Genomic DNA, 20,198 nt, shown 5'->3' with positions numbered 1-20,198 from the left:
GGCTTAGGCTTGCACCGTGTTATTCGGCGTGTCAGCATACACGATTTCTTGTCTCTCAATTTTTTGTGGAATCGTTATGGTGAAAGTTGTGCCCTTGCCAACCGTGCTCTCTACGGCTATTATGCCTCCATGTGCTTCTACTATTCTTTTACAAATTGGCAAACCAAATCCCATGCCCTTTGCTTTGGTCGTAAACAGAGGTGCCCAAATTTTCTCAAGATTTTCTTTTGGAATGCCAACGCCCGTGTCAGACACACTTATTGAGACATAATCTTCTAGGCATGAGCAGCGAATAGAAAGTTTGCCGCCGTTAGGCATAGCTTCAATTGCGTTTTTGATGATGTTTATGAGAACTCTCTGCATTTTTGCTGCATCAACACGCAATTCTATAGCCTTGCAATCTTGACATTCAACTTCTATTGAATCCGGAATCTCTATGGAAGATAAGCTTTCCTTTATTAAAACGTCAAGGTTAGTGCTGTTTACATCCAAGTGTATTTCCTTAGCGTATTCCAAAAGGTCGTTGATTATCTTGTTAGACCGGTTTATAGCATCTTGGATGATAGTAATCATTTCTTTAGCTTTGTTGTCTAGTTTGTTGTAGTGTTTAGTTTTGAGGTAATATACTGCGCCTTGGATTCCCGTCAGCGGGTTACGTAAATCATGTCCCACCATTCCCGCCAATTCTCCTATTGCGGCCAGTTTCTGTGCCTTGAAAAGTTGCTGCTCCAACTGTTTGCGTTCACTAATATCTTTTGTTATGGCAACGAACCCTACTGGTTTGCCATTTTGGTTTCTAATAACACTTGCAGAAAGCTCTGCGGGAAATTCTCGCCCATTTTTTGTAAGAAAGGTGTATTCAACGTTTTTCACGTATCCCTTTTCTAAGGTTTCTTTTATTTTTTCTTCAGCTTTTTTATGATCGTTTGGTGCGATAAGAACAAAGGCGTTTTTTCCAATTAATTCGCCTTTTGACGCGTATTCATGCATTCTTAATGTCTGCTCATTACATTCGGTGATGATCCCGTTTAAGTCGGTAGCTGTGATGGCGTCTGGAGAAGCAGAAAGAATGCTTTTCAGTTTTTCCTGGTTTTTCTTCAACTCTTCCGTCCTTTGTTCAACCAGTTCTTCCAAATGCTCGGAGTAATTGCGCAATTTGTGTTCAAGTGTGTCAACGGTTGACAACATTTTGTTGAATTCTCGTGAAAAATCAGAAAGTTCGTCGCTTCCGATTTCTGGCACTCTTAATGAGAGATTGTGGGTTTTTCTAATTTCTTTAGTTGTGTTGCTTATTTTTTCTATTCGCGCTAGAATAAGCTTCTCTAAGAGTATGAGAAACACGCCGAGGAAGACGAGACCGCCAACAACTATCGAGTAGATAATGTAGTATAGGCTGGCCAGACCTTGCTTGTAGATGTTTCTAGGCATGTCAACTTGAAGAACTAAAATGGGGTTTCCATAAATATCACTTAGAAATGTATAGCCTAAAACTATGTCAGAATTCTGCGGCATAACCGAGATTTGCTCACTATCTGTTGAATCCAAAAACATCGTCTGAAAATCTGATTGCAATTGCGAATCATCTAATCTTTGTATGCTAAGCGTCAGAGCCGCTTTTTCGATCAATTCTTGAATTTTAGCATCATCCAAGTTACGTCCCATCAGAAGAGCTCCAGCAATGGGTCCTTCGCCACTTGACATAGTAATCGGTCTTGAAGCAATCAACATTGGTCCTTCTTGAAGAAGTAACAAACCGCTGACATGGCTTGTGGTCTCCGAGTGGTTCCATAAAAGGTCGCTGTCTTCAATGTTTGAAAGAAGACTCTGAGAAATTGGAATGGCAGCCTGTTCATTCAAGTCAAAAGCTTTACTAAACACGATTTGCCCTGAAGAATTTACGAAAATTATGGCGTTAAGCTCTGCGTTGATGAAAGTTAAATCGAGAAGATTAGCCTCAATGTATTCTGTGTTATTGTCCATAACAAAATAGTAAGTGTCGTCCCAACAACTCCAATCCAGTAAGAATAAGTCTAAATCTGAAATCATTCCCTCAAGCACGTTTTTGGCACGTTGAACGTTTTCAGTTACGTGCTCTTTTTCTAACTCGCTGAAACTAGACAACACCACAACATAGGCTATAGACGAAAAAATAGCTAGAAGCATAAACACTGTCACGCATACTACAATGACCGATTTTAACCGAAGTTTCATAAACCTACATCACACTAAAAAAATTAAACACTTATGCAGACTGAATACTTACCACAAAATAATAATACGCTTCAACAAAACCAACCTAAACAATTTAATACCGCTTCAATAACCCTTTCTACTCTCCCATTCAACCTATAAATAAGGGGGGCTAGTAACTTTGCCAAGCAAACCAGTCAAGCTCACTGACACAACATTCCGCGATGCACACCAATCCCTAATGGCAACAAGAATGCGTACAGAAACAATGCTGCCAATCGCAGAAAAAATCGACCAAGTGGGCTTCTTCTCACTGGAAATGTGGGGAGGCGCAACCTTCGACGTCGCAATTCGCTTTCTCGCAGAGGACCCATGGGAACGCATCCGCCAACTAAAACGCCACATAAAAAAGACACCTTTCCAAATGCTACTGCGCGGTCAAAACATCGTCGGATACCGCAACTACCCAGACGACGTGCTCATAAAATTCATAGAAAAAGCCGCAGAAAACGGCATAGACATATTCCGCGTCTTCGACGCCTTAAACGACATTCGCAACATGGAAGTCGCAATCAAAACCGTCAAAAAATGCGGCAAACACGCCCAAGGCACAATCTGCTACACCATCAGCCCAATCCACACAATAAAATACTACGTAGACTTCGCCAAAAAACTAGCACAACTAAACTGCGACAGCATCTGCATAAAAGACATGGCAGGCATGCTCGCACCGCAACCAGCCTACGAACTAATAACCGCCCTAAAAAAAGAAGTAGGCTTACCAGTACACTTGCATTCGCACAGCACAAGCGGCATGGTAATGATGACCTACTTCCGCGCTTGCGAAGCAGACGTAGATATTCTTGACACTGCTTTTTCGCCGTTAGCATGGGGCACATCACAGCCTCCCGTAGAATCAGTTGTAGCTGCACTGAAAGGAACACCCTACGACACGGGACTAAACCTCGAACTCCTAAGCGAAATTGCAGACTACTTCAGAGAACTCCGCGAAAAATACTACGACCCACTAAAACTAATAGACCCAAAATCCGAACACGTAGACGCCTCAATAATAGTTCACCAAATCCCCGGCGGAATGTTTAGCAACCTCCTCGAACAGTTAAAAGAACAGAAAGCCGAACACCGCCTAAAAGAAGTTCTCGAAGAAGTCCCAAAAGTGAGAAAAGAACTCGGTTATCCACCGCTCGTCACGCCTACAAGCCAGCTTGTCGGCATCCAAGCAGTTCTCAACGTCATTTCTGGCAAACGCTATAGCATAGTGCCCAAGGAAATTAAAGATTACGTTAAAGGCTTATACGGAAAACCGCCAGCTCCAATCGACCCAAAAGTGAAAAAGAAAATAATAGGCGATGAAGAACCCATAACAACTCGCCCAGCAGACCTTCTCGAACCCGCCTTAAACAAAATCCCAGAAGACGTGAAACCCTACATTGAGAGCGAAGAAGACAAAATCACATACGCCCTTTTCCCACAGCAAGCCCTAGAATTCTTCAAGAAAAGAAAAGTCAAACGCGAAGAAACCAAAACTGGAATCCCCCCCGAAAAACTTGAAGAACTAGAAAAAATTGCTGCCGTTTCTGTTGCAGTCGCAACATGCCTAACAAGCTCACGTGGAACAAAAGCCTTAATTCCAGTCAGAACCAAAACTGCCACATCAAATTGGATTTTGGCTGGCAGACAAAGCCTAACAGAATACGGTGCATAACGATGCCAACATACGAAATTTGCATAGATGGCAAACCCAGAAAAATCGAAGTCACAAAAACAAGCGAAAAATCCTTCACTGTAAAAATCGATGACAAACCATTAAATGTGGAATTACAAACCGATATATCCACGTTAGAAAAGCAGTTCAGCATAAAAATAAACGACAAAATATACAAGATAGAATTGCCAACAATCGACCGCGAAAAACCTTTTCAAGTGAAAGTTGAAGAGGCAACATTCAAAGCAGAAATAAAAACGCCCTCAGCTAAACCAATGCTGACCGCCTTTCAGCCAGTACTGCTTCAACCTACAAAACGAACAATAACACAAAGACAAGCCATTGAAGGTGCCGTAGCTGCGCCAATGACGGGCAAAGTAATCGCAGTCAAAGTTAAGAAAGGCGACCAAGTAAAAGCTGGTCAAGTGCTCTGCGTCATCGAAGCCATGAAAATGGAAAACGAAATAACCGCGCCAAAAAATGGAGTAATTCAGGAAGCTAACGTTTCCGAAGGTTCTTCAGTAAGTGAAGGCGAAATCCTTTTCATTATCGGCTAGAAAATTGTCGAAGGTTTGTATTCGCCAAAAACTTCACGCAGAACCCCGCAAATCTCACCTAATGTTGCATATTCTTTCACTGCGTTAAGAACGAAAGGCATGAGATTCACCTTCTCGTTTTCAGCAGCTTTACGCAATTTGCTTAAAACTTCACTCACTTTCGCGTTATTTCTCTCTTTTTTTATCCGTTGCAGCCTGGCAATCAAGGTTTTCTCAATTTTCGGGTCAATTTGCATAATTTTTATCGGAATCTCTTCCTTCGTTATGAACTCGTTCACTCCTACAACAATTCGTTTCTTGCTCTCGACTTCCTTCTGATAGCGATAAGCGCTTTCCGTGATTTCACGTTGCATGAAGCCCTTCTCAATCGCAGCTACAGCACCGCCCATGCCGTCAATTTGCTCAATGTATTTCTGGGCTTTCTCCTCAATTTCATTCGTTAAATACTCAACGTAATACGAACCAGCCAACGGGTCAACGGTATCCACCACACCACTTTCATACGCAATAATCTGCTGCGTCCTAAGCGCAACCAACACCGCTTGGTCACTAGGCAACGCGTAAGCTTCATCAAACGAATTCGTATGCAACGATTGAGTTCCACCCAAAACAGCAGCTAAAGCATGAAGCGTCGTTCTAACAATGTTGTTATATGGCTGCTGAGCAGTAAGCAAAACACCTGAAGTTTGCGTGTGAAAACGCAACATCCACGAAGACGGATTTTTCGCCCCGAAACGTTCACGCATAATTTTTGCCCAAAGTCTGCGGGCTGCGCGGAACTTGGCTACTTCCTCAAAAAAGTTATTGTGCGCAGCAAAGAAGAAGGATAATCTGCCAGCGAACTTATCAAGGTCTAAACCACGATTGATTGCCGCTTCCACATAGGCGATTGCATTTGCAAATGTGAAGGCAATTTCCTGAACCGCTGTCGCGCCTGCTTCGCGAATATGATAGCCACTTATGCTTATCGTGTTCCATTGCGGCATGCGCTGAGAACAGTATTCAAAAATATCCGTAACCATGCGCATTGAAGGCTTCGGCGGAAAAATGTACATGCCTCTGGCAACGTATTCCTTTAAAACGTCGTTTTGAACTGTTCCGCCAAGTTTAGATTGGTCAACGCCCTGTTTTTGCGCAACGGCAATATACATTGCAAGCAAAACGTTTGTAGGCGCATTTATCGTCATAGAAGTCGTAATCTTATCCAAAGGGATTCCTTCAAAGACGATTTCCATATCTCGCAAAGTGCTGACGCTTACGCCAGCCTTGCCCACTTCACCACGCGCCATAGGATGGTCACAATCATAACCAACTTGTGTTGGAAAATCAAAAGCGACACTCAAACCTTTCTGTCCTTGCTCCAGCAAATATTTGAAGCGCTTGTTCGTTTGTTCTGCTGTACCGAAACCTGCATATTGGCGCATGGTCCACAATCTAGCACGATACATGGTTGGATAAACGCCACGAGTAAACGGAAACTCGCCTGGAAACCCCAAGTCCCGCAGATAATCATGTTCTGCGATATCAATTGGAGTGTAAACTCTATTAACTGGAATGTCGGAGGTGGTTGCGAATTCTCCTTTTTCAGGGAGCTTCTCAAAACTCTTAGCAACAGCATCCTTCTCCCACTTCTCCTTTAGCTTGCGGATTTCCTCCAACTTGTGCCTATCAAACATTTCTAGTGCACCACCTTGAAACTAGACTGTTGGCTGAAACATAAAAGAATTATTAGCAGAATTACTTTTGCCCGATGAAAAACAAATATGTCCAATTTTCCAATTTTTCTTATCAACTAACTAGATAATTTCATAATCAGTACTCGTTGATTCGAGAACATTTTTTTGCGTCTTCTCTTATGATTTTTGCTGATTCTTTGAACAGCATTTCAAAAAAGTTTCTCTTTAGGCTTGGGCCTTTTCCAATTCCGGGGCATTCGCTTGTGTATGTGAATGCGAATTTGTTGTCTCCCATATTTTCAAGTTGGAAAGGATAGAACCTGCAGATTAGCGGTCTCACTTCATAAATCATGCATAGATTATCTTTCAAGAATACACATTTTCCTTCTTCGGTCTTTTTCATACGATATGCATAAGGTTCTGATCCCTCAATTTTCTCAGCAAAACCACCAATGTTCTTCGAAATGTCCCGCGATATACGTTCGGCTTCAATTTTCAAAAGAAGAACTTGCCTAACCCTCTCTTCAGTGTCGCCACAGCAAATTGCGCAGCGTTCACAAACAAAACGGACACGCTTAGGATATTCAAAGCTCAATAGGCTATACGCTCAGATAACTTGCCCCACTCAAAAGTAAATAAAACTTTAGGACCGACTGAAATGAATATATAATCACTCCAAATCATAAATATTACAGATGCCCGAGGAAGTTCATCGTTGAAAATCAAAGTCGAATATCTTGGTCACATAAAAAACATAATTCGCAGTATGCGAGAAGAAGAGGTTGAAATTCAAAAAGACGCCTCAATCGCAGACCTGCTCGAACTGCTTTCTGAAAAGTATGGTGAACCCTTCCGAAAGGCTGTTTATGAACCGAAAGGCGCCGACGTGAAGGCAAACTACATCATCACCGTGAACGGTTACCTGCTGAACCAGTTAGACGGCGTAAAAACCAAACTCAAACATGGAGACCACGTTATCCTATTGCCAATCGTGAGTGGCGGCTGAAACAAAAACGTTTTAGGTTAAAAGCAACAATAAGAGTTTCTTTCACGGGTGAAAAATCTTGAAAAGAATAAACGCTTTAAAGCAAATAGCCTTTGAAAAGAAAGGGTTCGACGGATTTCTAGTCACAAACGAAACCAACCTCATATATCTCACGGGTTTTCCAGGTGCCGCTTGCTTATTAATTCCTAAAAAAGGCGAAAATACAATTTACGTTTACGGCGTTAACTACGAACAGGCAAAAGCTGAGGGAAAAGACTTCAAAGTCGAACTTGTAAAACGTGGCGAAAAATTGCCTGAAAAACTAGGCATACAAATGAAGGAATGCAAAATCAAAAAACTCGCAGTAGACACACTTAGTTATGATAGTTATCGCCTTTTTGCAAAAGCCATGAGAGGCAAAGCAAAACTGAAAATTCAAGGCAAGCTGGTTTGGGAACTTCGCAAAGTGAAAGACGAAAAAGAGCTTGAACTAATGCGAAAAGCCGGAGAACTCACAACTCAAGGAATGAAAGTTGCCCATGAAACAATAAGACCTGGAGTGAAAGAGTATGAGGTTGCCGCAGAAATCGAGTATGCAATGCGAAAGTGCGGTTGCTGGGGCACAGCCTTCGACACCATCGTGGCTTCTGGTGTTCGCTCTGCTTTTCCTCATGGCGGCTGCACTGACAGAGAAATCAGAAAAGGCGACTTGGTGGTTGTTGACATAGGCGCCACATATCACTTCTACCGTTCAGATATGACAAGAACCTTTACGGCGGGAACACCGTCAGAAAAGCAAAAGAAAATCTACGAAATTGTGAGACTGGCTCAAGAGAAAGCCTATCAAGCCATAAAACCCAAAGCAAAAGCAAAAGAAGTTGACGCAGCAGCCAGAAAAGTGATAACAGATGCTGGCTACGGCGAATACTTCGTTCACGGTTTAGGCCATGGCGTAGGATTGGAAGTTCATGAACCGCCTGTATTGGGTCCAGAAAGTAAGGATAAGCTTGTTGTTGGCAATGTTGTTACGAATGAACCTGGCATTTACCTTGCTGGTTTTGGCGGTTTCCGCATAGAGGACACTGTTTTGGTGCAGAAACGTAAAGGTGAAAAATTCACCGATGGGTTGTACAGTTTGGAGGTTGCGAAGTAAACAATTTAAATATGCCATATGTCATTAATTACTACATGAGGAGACGTCAACCATGAAAAACATGGCAGTCATAATAATTGACATGCTCAACGACTTTGTAACTGGCGATTTAAAATGCGAAAGAGCCAAGTCCATAATTCCAAACCTAAAAAGACTAATTGAAGCTGCACGCAAACATGGCGTTCCCGTCATCTACAGCAACGATGCGCACTATCCGCAAGATGTTGAGGTTGTTGAAAAATGGGGAAAGCACGCTATAAAGGGCACAAAAGGGGCGGAGGTAATCCCTGAGCTTAAGCCTACGGCGAAAGATTACGTTGTTGAGAAGCGTACTTACAGCGGCTTCTACGAAACCGGCTTAGAACCGTTATTGAGAAGTCTATACAAAGGAGAAGGTGCTAAGGCAGTCGTTTTGGGCGGATTACACACAAACATATGCGTTAGGCATACTGCTGCGGATGCTTTCTTCCGAGGATACAAAATAATAATTGCCAAAGATGGCGTAGAAGCCTTCACGCAGGAAGATCATGAACAAGGATTGAAATATCTGGAATACGTTTACAACGCAAAAATAATGACCGTGGACCAAATAGTAAAGGAATTTGGCAAATCCTAATTTTTCTCTGAAGAAAATCAAGCAAATAATGGGCTAAAAACCGGGAAAAAGGCTATTTTTCTAGGTTAAATTCGAGATGCAAAGAAAAATTTAAAAGCAACCTATGCATGCATATTGAAGATTGTGTGAGGAGAATGGTAGAAAATAATTTTATCCCCTCTCCTTTCTCCCCTTATAAGTTGTCTACCGTTCTCCTCACGTCCAATTTAATACATTTTTAGACACTTATACCTTGTGGAACAATCTTCTAGTGCTCATTTGAGGACATGCGAGTGCACCGGAAAGGTTTAAAATGAATGGTCATTCCAATTGGTGGTCGAGAGCGTGTTTGAAATGGTGAAGATTTTGGTTGTTTACGATTCTAAGAGTGGCAATACAGAGAAGATGGCGTTTGCTGTGGCTGATGGCGCAAGGGAGATTAAAGGCGTGGCTGTGAATGTGAAGAAAGCTGACAAAGCAACAGTTGAAGATTTGCTCGGTGCTGATGGAATAGTTATGGGGTCGCCAACGTATTATGGGTTAATGTCTGCCAAGCTCAAGGCTTTGTTTGACGAGTCTGTTAAAGTTCATGGGAAACTTGAGGGAAAGGTTGGCGCAGCCTTCACAAGCTCGGGTGGAACAGCAACAGGCGCAGAAACCACCATACTATCCATATTGCAGGTTATGCTTGTGCATGGCATGATTGTTCAAGGGCGTGCAAACGATAAACATTATGGGGCTGCGGCGGTGGGTTTTCCGCGTGAGAGAGATCTTGGCTCGTGTAAGGAGCTTGGGAGACGAGTTGCGAATCTTGCTATAAAACTTGCAAAATAAACTTTAAAGCTTTCCCGTCATGTGACGGCTTAACCAATAAATAGGCAGAGTACCATTTTTTTAATCATGCCACTCTTTGAGGTAGTATTTAAAATAACGCACGATTGCCCATTCTGCAATATTTCCAAGAAATTTCCATCAATGAAAATGTTCTTTTGGTGCAATAACGAATACGACGTGATAGAAATGATTGCAGAAAAGCCCGAGGAATACTCAGCCGTAGTGCAAGAACTTTCTAAAATCAGCAAAATAGTTGAAGAATCATCCGACCAGCATAAAGTGCATATAGTCATGAAGACATGCGCTTGTTCTACTATCGAGAACCCTGCAAGCAAATTCATTGATGAATGCGCGCTTTTGCATGTATATCCAATTGTTTACGAAGGAGGCTGGGAATACTACCGCGTAATAGCTTTCAGACATAAAGATTTGGAAAAGTTTTTCAGAAGCATCGAAGAAAAAGGCTTCGTTTTTGACGTCTTGCGTAAAGTTCCTTTTGACGGGTTTATTGCCAGTTCTTTAGCGCTTACGGCTGATTCTTTGTTTTCTGATTTAACAGAGAAACAAATGAATGCGTTGCTTGCGGCTTATAATTATGGTTATTATAAATTGCCGAGAAAAGCTGACGTTTCAACAATTGCTGTGAAAAAGAAAGTTCCGCGAACGACGTTTCAGGAGCATTTGAAAAAGGCTGAAAACAAGCTTATTGCGTCTTTGATTCCTTATATTATGCTCTACAAGCAGGCGCCAGAAGAAAAGAGAAAAAGCCTCAAAATTGTAGCTTAGACAAAACAGCTTCTTGTTTTCTCTGTTTTTCTTATTGAATTCGCGTTGCTATTGCTCTATTTCTGGTAGTCACATGACGGTAGAAGACTTATGCTTGCCCGTCCAGCCATATCTATCACGGGAAACAAGATGAAACAGTTAGATTTAGGAAAAATTAGCACAATTAAAGGAAAACTGTACCAAATGTTAGAAATGGGAAAAAATTACATAATTTTGCAAATCACTCATGAAAAACGCGTAGCAAATTCAACCTCAAAACGCTTCGATTATTACAAGATTAATGACGCTTACTTAACTCAAATGGAAATCACAAAAGCTGAAGGAACCACAATGCTGGAAAGACAAAGAAAACGCTTAATCAACTAAAAATAACCTCTCTTTTTTCTCTTTTTTTCATGCAATGGTGGGCCCGAGGCGATTTGAACGCCTGACCAACAGGTTTCTCAGCTGCTGTGTATTTATGAGCCTGTCGCTCTAACCTAGCTGAGCTACGGGCCCGTGTTGTTCGTTAGCATTTAATATGCTGTTTCAGAGTTAATTTAAACGTTTTCTGCTTATAGGCGTTCGTGAAAGATTTAAAAAGGGTTATCTGCTGTTAAGATAGATTTTGGGGAGAAGCCTTATGGAATTGAAGGTTTTCACGTTGCCCACTTGTCCAACTTGCCCTTTGGCTAAGACGTTTGCTTTTGAAGTGGCGCAGAAGTTTGGGATAGTTTTTAAAGAGGTTAATATGGCGACTGAAGAGGGGGCGAAGGAGGGGTTGGCTTATGATATTAGGAGTACTCCGAGTATTGCTATTGATGAGGAAGTGATTGTGCGTGGGCGGTTTATTTCTAAGGAAAAGCTTGAGGAGGAAGTTAGCAGAAGACTGGAGAAATGGAAGGTGCGTGCGTCCAAAGAGTAGGTTGGGCACGTAAAGCTTATCCTTGATGTTAAACATAGCACTTTTGAGAGAAAAGCTTTGTCAGAAATTAAAAATGCAATAATTGTTTTTCATTATGCAGAAAAAATCAAATCAAACCTAATCATTGCTTCCAGTCTTCTGAGCATTTTAGAAAGTTTGAAAGATGAAGAAATTGCTGGTGCAGAAAAACTCTTGGTTGCTTACTTTAATGCTCTCATTCAAGAAGTTAACATCGCCGCAAACGCTTCGGGCGTTCAAGGTTTTCGAGACGTGAGTGTAAAGCTTGAAGAAGCTATTGAACAAACGAAACAGCACAATTACGCTAATATGGTGAAGCTTGTTTCTGAGGCAATATCGCTTACAACAACAAGCGGAAATCAAGCAGCCGAAACACTGAAAAAGAGCAACATCATCTGATGCTGCATTCTTTCGTAATGATACAAGTATTCTTGAGCATAGCCCGCATATTCGCCAAAATACTTTCGTCCAAACAAACTCATTTTCTCATATTCCGCTTTTCCAAACGATTTATGTGCTAAGATTTTCTTGGTAAATTCGCTTTCAAAATGGTCCGCGTAATACTTTAAGATTATACGTTTTATCCACACATCAACTGGAAAGGCTTCCAATTTTTCGAGAGAAAAAAGCGAAACGCAATCTGCAACTTTCGAACCGACTCCAGGAAGCTTAAGCAATTCGCTGCGTGCCTTCAAATAATTTGCCTTCTTCAAATCCTCAAGACAGGAATTGCCATTATGCACCATTTTTGCAGTTTCCAAAACATACTCTGCTCTATAACCTAAACCACATTCAAGCAATTCTCGCTTGTTTGCCTTTGCAAGAGTTTCTGGGGTCGGAAAAGTGTAAAAATCACGTCCTTCAAAAACTGCTTTTTCTCCGAATTTTCTTGAAAGATTAAGAAGCATTTTCTTTATGGCTGGAATGTTCTTGTATGTCGCGCAAATGTATGAAATCAAGCATTCCCACGGGTCTTGACGGAGAATTCGTAGACCTTTAAACTTCACGATTGCAGTTTTGACATGCTTATCTTTGCTAATCTGTGAAAGGATTTTTGGCAAATCATCTTTTAGCCCAAAATATTCTCTTACAAAATCTTCATCTGCATTCTCAAATTCCAGTTCCTCGCCGATCTGACGTATTTTAAAGACTTTTTCTCCGGTAACGCCAAACCACCATTCGCCCATTTTATCCCATCTGAAAACTTGACCACAACAAAGTGTAACGTCAAGGTTGAATGGGCATGAGCGACTTAGTAGTATTTTCATGCAGTTCTCACTTATTCCTTCTCTACAAATTTTTCTGGTTTAGGAATTTCAAGTGGTAACCCTCTTCTTTCTCGAATTTGCCTTATTATTTGCGTTGCCATGTTTTCTGGGACTCGTTCCCAGTGAGAGAATGTGCATTGCCAGAAGGCACGTCCAGAAGTTGCTGTGCGCATTTCTGCCGATAAGCCGAATGTTTCGGCTACTGGGATGTAACCGGTAATAATTGTCAAAGCGCCTTTGTTTTCGGAAGCTAATATTTTTCCTCGTTTTCGTGTTATTATGCTTGTGCAGGTGCCGAACCATTCGACTGGAACAGATACTTCAATTTTATAGATTGGTTCGAGAAGCACTGGTTTAGCAGTTAGAACTGCACCTAGAATTGCTCTGCTCATTGCTCGCATTATCTGTGTAGGTTCACGTTGTGTTGGGTCCTCGTGAATTTGGGTTTCTATAAGAGTGACTTTCACGTTTCTTAGTGGTTCTTCACATAATGGTCCAGTGTCGCATGCCCAGTGAAATCCCGCGATGATGTTTTCCTTTATTTCTTGTATGCTTTGAACGTTTTTGGTTAAATCTATGAGTATGTTTCCGTGTTCGTTTAAAGCCAAAATTTTAGCATTTTCTTCAGTAAACTGCTTTAATACTCTTTGAGCGACATCGCCTATTCGTTTCTGTTCCATTCCGTTTGCAAGCTCGCCCTTTTCCATCAATTCCACAAGCTCGGTTTCGAGAGGCGCTACCTGCACGAATAGTTTATTGCGCATGTTAGAAGTTTTCGCCATAACTGTTTTGCTTAGTTTCAAAATGCTTTCTCTATAGGTCACTATTGGACTGGAAGCCGTTAGCTCCATTTTTCCACTGTATTGTTCTAAGAATTTCAAGGCAATTTCTAAATGGAGTTCTCCCATTCCACTGAGGAGGCATTGTCCAGTTTCTTTATCTATTGTGGCGGCGAGGTTTGGGTCTTCTATGATAAGGCGGTTCATTGCTTCCACTAAGTGTGGCAATTCTTTAGGGTTTTTTGGCTCTATAGCTATGCTCATGACGGGTTCTGAAACGTATTTTACACGTTCAAAAGGAACCATGACATCCTTATGTGCAATATCGACGAGTGTTTCTCCGGCTCTTGCCAGTTCAAGATTTGATAAAGCGGCTATATTGCCGGCAGTAATTTGGTTGACAGTTTCTCTGAAGGCACCCATATACATGAATACTTGCTTGATGTGGTAGTCTTTTTTTGCGCCAACAAGATAAACGTGGTCCCCTTCTTTAACTGAGCCTGAAAATACTCTGCCAGTTGCGACGAGCCCTGTTTTTGGGTCTATTTGAGCGTTTGTTATGCACATTACTGTTGGTCCTTTGTCGTCGCATTTCAGCATTGCTTGTCCTATTTCCGAGTTGATTTTGCCTTTCCAAATTTTTGGCAGTCTGTATTTTTGGGCTTCTGTTGGGTTTGGCGTTTTTTCGACTATCATGTGAAGTAGTGTGTGGTGAAGTGGAAGTAACCGTGAAAGTATTTCGTAGTTATCGTTGGCGTATGCGTTTACTATGTCTGTGAATTTTACTTCCTTTTGTCTTGCTATGTTTAGGGTGAATCCCCACTTGTGAAGGGCGGAACCAAAAGCAACTGTTTCTTTTGCAGGGTTAACTTTCCACTTTTTCTTGAATTCTGGTTCTGCGTAAATTTCTATTAGATTGTTGAAGTTGCTGATTATGCGGGCGAATTTTTCCTGAATTTTTTCTGGAGCAAGTTTTAACTCTTTGATTAGCCTGTCGACTTTGTTTATGAAAAGAACTGGTTTGACTCTTTCTTCGAGTGCTTGGCGTGTGACTGTTTCGGTTTGAGCCATGATTTCTTCTACTGCGTCTACGACGACGATTGCGCTGTCTATTGCGCGTAATGCTCGTGTTACTTTGCCTGTGAAGTCTACGTGTCCGGGTGTGTCGATTAGGTTGATGATGTATGCGTTTCCTTTTGTTTCGTGTAGGAGTGATATGTTGGCGGTTTTTATTGTGATTCCGCGTTTTTGTTCTTCTTCTAAGTAGTCGAGAACTTTGGCTTCGCCTGCTATGCTTGGCGGTAATAGTCCAGCTCCTGCCAGTAGCGAGTCTGTCAGAGTTGTTTTTCCGTGGTCTATGTGGGCGATTATGCCGATGTTGCGTATGTTTTCTTTTTTATTCATTAGTTTGAGTATTTCGGCGGTTTGCTTGAATCTTGGCATTTTTTGCTCCTTTTTTCTATTAACTTTGCGATGCTTTTATGTTTATTTCAGCAGATGTAGAGTGTGGCTGTTTGAGGTTTAATGTTGAGAGTGACTGTTGAACGGCTAAGCGAAGAGCCTTACGCGTCCATATTGTGTTATCCGCGAGCATGTAAGGCGGAGGTTAGGAAGCGTTTAGTAGAGTTGGGTAGATTAGGCGTGACTGCCGTGGAGTTTTGCGGGGACAAAGACGTGTTTGGCGTGTCTGTTTTGGGTAAGGGTTGCGTGGGTATTGTTACAATAGCCTATGTGAATGGAGAGAAGGTGGCTTTGAAGATTCGAAGGGTGGATGCTGACCGTGAGGGAATGCTACGCGAAGCGGAAATGCTTGAGAAAGCGAATTCTGTGGATGTCGGACCGAAGCTTTGGGGCGTTAGCGCCAATTTTCTTGTTATGCAGTTTGTTGATGGCGAATTGTTTCCGGAATGGCTAAAGAAATGTAAGAGCAAAAGGCGTGTGAAGCGTGTTTTGCGTGAAATTTTGGAGCAGTGTTGGCGTTTAGATGTGGCCGGTTTAGATCATGGAGAGTTAAGTCATGCGCCTAAGCATGTGATTGTTGGGGAAGATGGTAAGCCGTTTATTGTTGATTTTGAAACTGCTAGTGTGCGTCGTAGACCGTCGAATGTGACTGCGGTTTGCCAGTTTCTTTTTGTTAGTGGTGAAGTTGCTGGTTTAGTGGTTAAGAAGCTTGGAGTAAGGGATAAGGGGGCTATTGTTGATGCTTTAAGATGTTATAAACGTGATAGGGCACATGAGAATTTTGAAAAGGTTTTGGAGGCGTGCGGTCTTCTACACAACATAATCCGTTTTTGAATGTGAGTTATGGTTGTTTTCGTTTAGTTTTTCGATGCCTAATTCTTTGACTAACTGTGTAAGGTCAAGCCACATTTCCACTTGATACTGCCTTGCCACTCTTCTTTTATCATAAAGCAAGGGAATGTGACCTACGAATACCCAACCGCAAGCTTCTGCCATTTCTCCTTTCTCTCCTTCAATTAGAAAATCTCTTTTTTGTCCTTTATAATTGGGTATGTAAAAAAAGGATAGAAGAGAGTTCTGGAGGAAAATTCTATGTGTAGGTTTGGTTTTCCACTGTTTTGATTGTTTAGTGTAAAAAAGGTTTAAAGCGTTGGATTTTAGAGTTCTAACCAGGAAATGGTGTAATAGCTATGGTGATTAGTAGAGAAGAAATGCAGGAAATAGCCAAACGGTATCAGGAGCCTATTGGATTAAATTTGGGTTCGCATTCGGCTTTGGATGCTTGGCAGGGACAACGCAACTATGGCATAAGAAGCATTATTTATACGACTCCTGGCAGAGCGAGGATTTATCTGCAGAATCCTATGGTTGGCAAGCCTGATGAGCCTGTTGAGGATTTGCCGGTTCTTGTGAAGCGTGACGTTCGTGTTGTTAATGACCCTAAGGATATTAAGAAGACTGGTGATTGGCGAAGTGTCATTGTGGTTTTGGATAAGTATTCGGACATTGTGAAGTATGCGGATGTGCTTGTGGATTTGGAGTGTTTGCAGATTACTAATAGGGCTTTTGCGGTTTACGTTGGCGGTGACGAATACTGCAGCGTTATCGAGAATGATTATGCGGTGCCGATTCTTGGTTCTAGGCAGTTGTTGAAGATTGAGAATAGAGGCGAAATTGAGAAGGATTACTATTGGTTTGCGGAGCAAGCGGGGATTCCTTATCCGAAATCTTACAAGTACGAAGTTTACGAAGGTGGGATTCGTTTTAAGGAGCCTATTGATGAACCAATGATTTTGAAGGCTGAGCATGCGCACAGGGCTTTTGAGCGTGAGTTTATTTTTGCTGCGGATTCACGTGATTTGGAAGAGAAAGTCGCTAGGGAGGTTGCTGCTGGAAACTTGAATAGGGAAGCCTTGGAGAATGGTCGTGTGGAGCAGATTGTGCTTGGTCCGCATGCGAATTTTAACTTTTTCTTTTCGCCTTTGGATGCTAAGGGTGAGTGGGGTGACACTGAAGAGTGGTTCTCTAAGCTTTACAATGTGAGCGTTGAGGAAGCGCGAATTTGCTTGGCTAACCAGTTTTTGTCTATTGATGAGCGACGTGAAACGATCCTTGATGGTTTGAAGCGTTTGCCTAGTGATGTGCAGGAGAAGATTAAGCGTGTGCCGTCTTTTGAGGTTACTGCGCATGCAATTCTTAGTCTTAGGGAGTCTTTGCTTAAGGATTTGCATAGGTACGCTGACCGCTTTTTGCTTGCTTGTAGGGAACATGCGTATCCGGGGATTATTGGTGCTTGGTGTTTGCAGACTTTGATTACTTGGGACCGTGTTAGCAAGTATGAGCTTAAGCCGAGTGTGAAGTTGGATGTGACTGTTGGTGCTGAAGCGAAGAAGGCGACGGATTATGGATTGTATGATATTCATGGCGAAGCAGACCCTTACATGCATATTCCAGTGACGCAGGACGTAGCGTTAAGGCATGGTGGCGGAACAAACGTTCACATGGGATTAGGTGCACAGTATGCGAATGCGAAGTATAAGAAGCGAATGAGCACTGGAGACCGTATTGCGCTAGAGATTAGGCGAGCGTTGAAAGCAAAGCAACTGCACGAACTAGTAACATAAACAAAATAATATCCATCCTTTTTTACATAGTTTTAGAACAGTCCTCTCGAAGACGCTAGACCCCCTTATAAATAGGTTCAATCAAAAGGTTAGACTCTTCGAAGTATTTCATAGAGAATCAAAGAATCTCACTATTCAATAGTATGCTCATTCTAAAACGTGACGTCGATGTGTAGTTTCATGGTGGCAACGTGTGTAACAGCAAGCCCGCTTTAACGGTTTTACTTGGTTTTTGAGAACTGCAAATCAGCAACGTTCAGAGTTTCAATTCTCCATGAATAACTCTGGTCATGTAATTTGCAAAGGCTTCCAATTTTTCATGATTCCATTTTCGCTCTTTCTTTTTTCCTTGGTAATGGGCGAGTGCGTGTTCAATCAGGCCTTGGTATTTTTTAGGTAAATTAGCTAATCCCCATTGTCCTCCTTCTAGCTTGGAAAGCACTTTCTCTTCTCTTATGAAAGCTAGAATTCTGCATGAACCAAGTACCCAATAGACTGTGGGGTCGTATCCAATATTCTCGGGATTCTCATGCAAGTATTTTCTCGTGTGCTCCAAATCATCTATCACCGACCTAAGGTGGTATTCAGCAGGGATTTTTGAGAAAACATCGTCTATTGGTTTGCCCCAGACGCAAAACCCTCTCTTCCTCGTAGTGTACAAGTTGGATAGAATTTCGTTGTCCTTTTCGTTTTCGAAGACTTCTCCCCAATATTCAAAGTGCAAATCCACCATCAATGGATATTGTGGATTTCGAACAACACCCTCGCGAACTATGCTCAACTCTATACGTCTGTCCTTTGAGCCTATTCCTTTTAAATACTCAACTATTTTTCTTTTCGGTTCTTTTGATAACCTTTTCTTCACGATGAGAATGATGTCTATGTCGCTTGATTTTGGATTAAAACATTTCATGGCAAGCGAACCATACAAGTAAATGCCGACCAAATTGTCTCGAAGTACAGAATGAACACTAGTAAATGTATCTTTTAGAAAGTCTCTAACAAATTTAGGAGTCTTTTCTGGAAACTCGTATTTTATGGTCACGTTAATTATATCCTCTTAATCGCCTCTAAGTGAGTGGTGTTTTTCGTATTCTTTGACGATGTCGGCGAGTTTTGGAACATCAAAAATTCTCTTTCTCGTAACTTCGTTTGCCGCTGCCATATACATTTGCCTTATTATATTCTTCAATGTTGAATCCAATTTTGGCGGTTTACTCTTAACCAGCTGTTTCCAGTCTTCTAAGCCTTCGGTAACAGCTTTTTTCTTTGCTTCTTCCACTTCCCTCGCCCATTCCGTCTGTCTATAGTATATTCTTGCTATTTCCTTGCTCACATGCAACCCTTTGTAGGTGAATCTGCACTCGTCCAGTGTACCGACAACATCAACAATCATAAGCCTCCGCTGCGGGTCAAAAGCCAACTCAATCTTTCCATCCTCATTCACCAAACTTGCTGGAGCAGCTATCTCCGTAATCGTCTCATCCACACGCAACAACAAACCCTTAACTTCAACCAATTCTTCATCCGTCAAACCCGCAATACGCTGCGCCTCACTCCAACTCACGTAACGATCGCCCTCCTCCAACTTCGTGCTCACATCAAAAATTGGCTTCGCAAGCCTCTCACCCGCCTTCGGGTAATGGTCTAACCCTAACTCCTCAAGCGTAACCAAACCCTTCTCAAGACGTTTAAAAACTGATGAGCCCTCTGGCAAGCCGTTACGGTAGATTATTTCAAGCGGAATCAAAAAGTTACGCAGAGCCGGCGTGTAAACGCTGTAGTCATATTTGAGTTTGCCATTTTCAACATAAGCCCTAGGCTTGTAAACGTTCACTAAATTAATCTCCATAATACTGGAAGGCGCTTTTAGCTCGTCAAAATGCACAACTCTGCCATTCTTATCCACTAACCCGCGATAATGCGTTCTAATGTCCTTTTCTTCAAGCCTCTCAAAACAATACGCGCCCATCATGCACAAGGCTGCGCCTTTGCCTTCGATGAGGTCTGGCATTTCGCCCCAATCAAAAACTGAGTAACGGTCAGAAAAATGAAAACGCCCAACACCCATCGCGTCTTTAGTTGGCTTCTTAACAACCTCTAAATCCTTAACGCTGCCCATAAGCTTTTGCACGCTACCTTAATTTCTTAACAGACTTATCCGCCTTCTCAATCTCGCTCTTCTTAGCAGACTGATACTCGCCAATACGCTTCGCTAACTCCTTATCTTCCAAAGCAAAAATCTTCGCAGCCGCAATCGCGGCACCTTCAGGCTCAACAGTCACAACCGAACCCACACCGCTTGGAACCCTAAGCGACGAATAAATATCCGCACCCGCAAATTTGTCGCTATAGGGCGGACAAGCAATAACGGGCTTAATGGTGTTTGCGTCAACAAACGCGCTAAGCGCATTGGAGCGTCCAGCAACCGTAATGTAAACAACCCGTTCCTTCTCATACTCCTTCAAAATCTCCAAAACCTTCAAGGGCGTTTTATGCGCAGACGCCACCCGAAACTCATAATCAACACCTAACATCTTCAAAGTCTTGGCTATTTCGCGACAAAGCTCCACATCACGCTCCGAACCCATCAACACAACAACCTTACCCTTCATTCACATCACCTAGACAACTACACTGCT

The 20,198-nt window shown here is 42.1% G+C and carries 21 protein-coding genes and 1 tRNA gene; 12 read left to right on the top strand and 10 right to left on the bottom strand.

What is annotated here, in order from left to right:
* Nucleotides 1-3 precede the first annotated feature (3 nt).
* Nucleotides 4-2,211: a CHASE4 domain-containing protein gene (locus tag QXW63_03450; GenBank protein ID MEM3460949.1), complete on the bottom strand. Its 2,208-nt coding sequence runs from the start codon at nucleotides 2,209-2,211 to the stop codon at nucleotides 4-6.
* A 160-nt stretch (nucleotides 2,212-2,371) separates the two neighbouring features.
* On the opposite strand from QXW63_03450, the gene QXW63_03445 reads away from it, so the two are divergent.
* The gene (locus tag QXW63_03445) at nucleotides 2,372-3,916 is read left to right on the top strand and encodes an oxaloacetate decarboxylase subunit alpha (GenBank protein MEM3460948.1); all 1,545 of its coding nucleotides are present in this window, start codon (nucleotides 2,372-2,374) and stop codon (nucleotides 3,914-3,916) included.
* A gap of 2 nt (nucleotides 3,917-3,918) precedes the next feature.
* Entirely contained in the window at nucleotides 3,919-4,473 is a 555-nt protein-coding gene (locus QXW63_03440; protein MEM3460947.1) for a biotin/lipoyl-containing protein, read from the top strand.
* On the opposite strand, the gene QXW63_03435 is transcribed toward QXW63_03440, so the two are convergent.
* The gene (locus QXW63_03435) at nucleotides 4,470-6,149 is read right to left on the bottom strand and encodes a methylmalonyl-CoA mutase family protein (GenBank protein ID MEM3460946.1); all 1,680 of its coding nucleotides are present in this window, start codon (nucleotides 6,147-6,149) and stop codon (nucleotides 4,470-4,472) included. The two genes, QXW63_03440 and QXW63_03435, sit on opposite strands and share 4 nt — an antisense overlap.
* Nucleotides 6,150-6,285: 136 nt before the next feature.
* Complete coding sequence (locus QXW63_03430) at nucleotides 6,286-6,744, bottom strand: YkgJ family cysteine cluster protein (protein MEM3460945.1); 459 nt, start codon at nucleotides 6,742-6,744, stop codon at nucleotides 6,286-6,288.
* A 120-nt stretch (nucleotides 6,745-6,864) separates the two neighbouring features.
* Here QXW63_03430 and QXW63_03425 point away from each other — a divergent pair, with 120 nt between their 5' ends.
* The 6 genes from QXW63_03425 to QXW63_03400 all read left to right on the top strand — a co-directional run bounded on the left by QXW63_03425 (nucleotide 6,865) and on the right by QXW63_03400 (nucleotide 10,868).
* Nucleotides 6,865-7,155 carry a MoaD/ThiS family protein gene (locus QXW63_03425; protein ID MEM3460944.1) on the top strand — a complete coding sequence of 97 codons (291 nt, stop codon included), beginning with the start codon at nucleotides 6,865-6,867 and terminating at the stop codon, nucleotides 7,153-7,155.
* A gap of 58 nt (nucleotides 7,156-7,213) precedes the next feature.
* Nucleotides 7,214-8,287 (top strand): Xaa-Pro peptidase family protein, encoded by a 1,074-nt coding sequence (locus tag QXW63_03420; GenBank protein ID MEM3460943.1) that lies wholly within the window; start codon nucleotides 7,214-7,216, stop codon nucleotides 8,285-8,287.
* Nucleotides 8,288-8,339: 52 nt separating this feature from the next.
* Complete coding sequence (locus QXW63_03415) at nucleotides 8,340-8,903, top strand: isochorismatase family cysteine hydrolase (GenBank protein MEM3460942.1); 564 nt, start codon at nucleotides 8,340-8,342, stop codon at nucleotides 8,901-8,903.
* Between the two features lie 333 nt (nucleotides 8,904-9,236).
* Nucleotides 9,237-9,716 (top strand): NAD(P)H-dependent oxidoreductase, encoded by a 480-nt coding sequence (locus QXW63_03410; protein MEM3460941.1) that lies wholly within the window; start codon nucleotides 9,237-9,239, stop codon nucleotides 9,714-9,716.
* Between the two features lie 141 nt (nucleotides 9,717-9,857).
* Nucleotides 9,858-10,502: a helix-turn-helix domain-containing protein gene (locus QXW63_03405; protein ID MEM3460940.1), complete on the top strand. Its 645-nt coding sequence runs from the start codon at nucleotides 9,858-9,860 to the stop codon at nucleotides 10,500-10,502.
* A 90-nt stretch (nucleotides 10,503-10,592) separates the two neighbouring features.
* Nucleotides 10,593-10,868, top strand: coding sequence for a hypothetical protein (locus QXW63_03400; protein ID MEM3460939.1), 276 nt, complete (start codon nucleotides 10,593-10,595; stop codon nucleotides 10,866-10,868).
* Nucleotides 10,869-10,903: 35 nt separating this feature from the next.
* On the opposite strand, the gene QXW63_03395 is transcribed toward QXW63_03400, so the two are convergent.
* Nucleotides 10,904-11,000, bottom strand: a tRNA-Ile gene (locus QXW63_03395).
* A gap of 124 nt (nucleotides 11,001-11,124) precedes the next feature.
* On the opposite strand from QXW63_03395, the gene QXW63_03390 reads away from it, so the two are divergent.
* Both QXW63_03390 and QXW63_03385 read left to right on the top strand, forming a co-directional pair.
* Nucleotides 11,125-11,406, top strand: coding sequence for a thioredoxin family protein (locus QXW63_03390; protein MEM3460938.1), 282 nt, complete (start codon nucleotides 11,125-11,127; stop codon nucleotides 11,404-11,406).
* Between the two features lie 57 nt (nucleotides 11,407-11,463).
* Complete coding sequence (locus tag QXW63_03385; protein ID MEM3460937.1) at nucleotides 11,464-11,823, top strand: hypothetical protein; 360 nt, start codon at nucleotides 11,464-11,466, stop codon at nucleotides 11,821-11,823.
* Here QXW63_03385 and QXW63_03380 read toward each other — a convergent pair.
* Both QXW63_03380 and QXW63_03375 read right to left on the bottom strand, forming a co-directional pair.
* Nucleotides 11,784-12,692, bottom strand: coding sequence for a DNA glycosylase (locus tag QXW63_03380; protein MEM3460936.1), 909 nt, complete (start codon nucleotides 12,690-12,692; stop codon nucleotides 11,784-11,786). The two genes, QXW63_03385 and QXW63_03380, sit on opposite strands and share 40 nt — an antisense overlap.
* A gap of 11 nt (nucleotides 12,693-12,703) precedes the next feature.
* Nucleotides 12,704-14,914: an elongation factor EF-2 gene (locus QXW63_03375; protein ID MEM3460935.1), complete on the bottom strand. Its 2,211-nt coding sequence runs from the start codon at nucleotides 14,912-14,914 to the stop codon at nucleotides 12,704-12,706.
* An 81-nt stretch (nucleotides 14,915-14,995) separates the two neighbouring features.
* Between QXW63_03375 and QXW63_03370 the strand changes: the two genes are divergently transcribed.
* Complete coding sequence (locus QXW63_03370) at nucleotides 14,996-15,766, top strand: RIO1 family regulatory kinase/ATPase (GenBank protein MEM3460934.1); 771 nt, start codon at nucleotides 14,996-14,998, stop codon at nucleotides 15,764-15,766.
* Here QXW63_03370 and QXW63_03365 read toward each other — a convergent pair.
* Nucleotides 15,743-15,928 (bottom strand): hypothetical protein, encoded by a 186-nt coding sequence (locus tag QXW63_03365; GenBank protein MEM3460933.1) that lies wholly within the window; start codon nucleotides 15,926-15,928, stop codon nucleotides 15,743-15,745. The two genes, QXW63_03370 and QXW63_03365, sit on opposite strands and share 24 nt — an antisense overlap.
* A 194-nt stretch (nucleotides 15,929-16,122) precedes the next feature.
* On the opposite strand from QXW63_03365, the gene QXW63_03360 reads away from it, so the two are divergent.
* On the top strand, nucleotides 16,123-17,556 hold the full coding sequence (locus tag QXW63_03360) for a DUF1297 domain-containing protein (protein ID MEM3460932.1): 1,434 nt from the start codon (nucleotides 16,123-16,125) through the stop codon (nucleotides 17,554-17,556).
* Nucleotides 17,557-17,812: 256 nt separating this feature from the next.
* On the opposite strand, the gene QXW63_03355 is transcribed toward QXW63_03360, so the two are convergent.
* The 3 genes from QXW63_03355 to QXW63_03345 are packed head-to-tail and all read right to left on the bottom strand — an operon-like array spanning nucleotide 17,813 to nucleotide 20,171.
* Nucleotides 17,813-18,601, bottom strand: a complete 789-nt coding sequence (locus QXW63_03355; GenBank protein ID MEM3460931.1) for a DUF4111 domain-containing protein — start codon at nucleotides 18,599-18,601, stop codon at nucleotides 17,813-17,815.
* Nucleotides 18,602-18,616: 15 nt separating this feature from the next.
* The gene (purC, locus tag QXW63_03350; GenBank protein ID MEM3460930.1) at nucleotides 18,617-19,678 is read right to left on the bottom strand and encodes a phosphoribosylaminoimidazolesuccinocarboxamide synthase; all 1,062 of its coding nucleotides are present in this window, start codon (nucleotides 19,676-19,678) and stop codon (nucleotides 18,617-18,619) included.
* 13 nt (nucleotides 19,679-19,691) lie between these two features.
* Nucleotides 19,692-20,171: an AIR carboxylase family protein gene (locus QXW63_03345; protein ID MEM3460929.1), complete on the bottom strand. Its 480-nt coding sequence runs from the start codon at nucleotides 20,169-20,171 to the stop codon at nucleotides 19,692-19,694.
* Nucleotides 20,172-20,198: the final 27 nt, after the last annotated feature.

The organism is Candidatus Bathyarchaeia archaeon (assembly GCA_038873195.1).
In the GTDB taxonomy this organism is placed as follows: domain Archaea; phylum Thermoproteota; class Bathyarchaeia; order Bathyarchaeales; family Bathycorpusculaceae; genus DSLH01.
Note: the sequence above shows the minus strand (reverse complement) of the source record. Positions and strands in the feature narration are given on the sequence as shown.

What these genes read in the sequence shown, in the direction of transcription:
- QXW63_03450 (MEM3460949.1), bottom strand. Translation starts at nt 2,211, where the DNA reads ATGAAACTTCGGTTAAAATCGGTCATTGTAGTATGCGTGACAGTGTTT.
- QXW63_03440 (MEM3460947.1), top strand. Translation starts at nt 3,919, where the DNA reads ATGCCAACATACGAAATTTGCATAGATGGCAAACCCAGAAAAATCGAA.
- QXW63_03435 (MEM3460946.1), bottom strand. Translation starts at nt 6,149, where the DNA reads ATGTTTGATAGGCACAAGTTGGAGGAAATCCGCAAGCTAAAGGAGAAG.
- QXW63_03415 (MEM3460942.1), top strand. Translation starts at nt 8,340, where the DNA reads ATGAAAAACATGGCAGTCATAATAATTGACATGCTCAACGACTTTGTA.
- QXW63_03410 (MEM3460941.1), top strand. Translation starts at nt 9,237, where the DNA reads ATGGTGAAGATTTTGGTTGTTTACGATTCTAAGAGTGGCAATACAGAG.
- QXW63_03405 (MEM3460940.1), top strand. Translation starts at nt 9,858, where the DNA reads ATGAAAATGTTCTTTTGGTGCAATAACGAATACGACGTGATAGAAATG.
- QXW63_03400 (MEM3460939.1), top strand. Translation starts at nt 10,593, where the DNA reads ATGCTTGCCCGTCCAGCCATATCTATCACGGGAAACAAGATGAAACAG.
- QXW63_03390 (MEM3460938.1), top strand. Translation starts at nt 11,125, where the DNA reads ATGGAATTGAAGGTTTTCACGTTGCCCACTTGTCCAACTTGCCCTTTG.
- QXW63_03380 (MEM3460936.1), bottom strand. Translation starts at nt 12,692, where the DNA reads ATGAAAATACTACTAAGTCGCTCATGCCCATTCAACCTTGACGTTACA.
- QXW63_03375 (MEM3460935.1), bottom strand. Translation starts at nt 14,914, where the DNA reads ATGCCAAGATTCAAGCAAACCGCCGAAATACTCAAACTAATGAATAAA.
- QXW63_03370 (MEM3460934.1), top strand. Translation starts at nt 14,996, where the DNA reads ATGTTGAGAGTGACTGTTGAACGGCTAAGCGAAGAGCCTTACGCGTCC.
- QXW63_03365 (MEM3460933.1), bottom strand. Translation starts at nt 15,928, where the DNA reads ATGGCAGAAGCTTGCGGTTGGGTATTCGTAGGTCACATTCCCTTGCTT.
- QXW63_03360 (MEM3460932.1), top strand. Translation starts at nt 16,123, where the DNA reads ATGGTGATTAGTAGAGAAGAAATGCAGGAAATAGCCAAACGGTATCAG.
- purC (MEM3460930.1), bottom strand. Translation starts at nt 19,678, where the DNA reads ATGGGCAGCGTTAAGGATTTAGAGGTTGTTAAGAAGCCAACTAAAGAC.
- QXW63_03345 (MEM3460929.1), bottom strand. Translation starts at nt 20,171, where the DNA reads ATGAAGGGTAAGGTTGTTGTGTTGATGGGTTCGGAGCGTGATGTGGAG.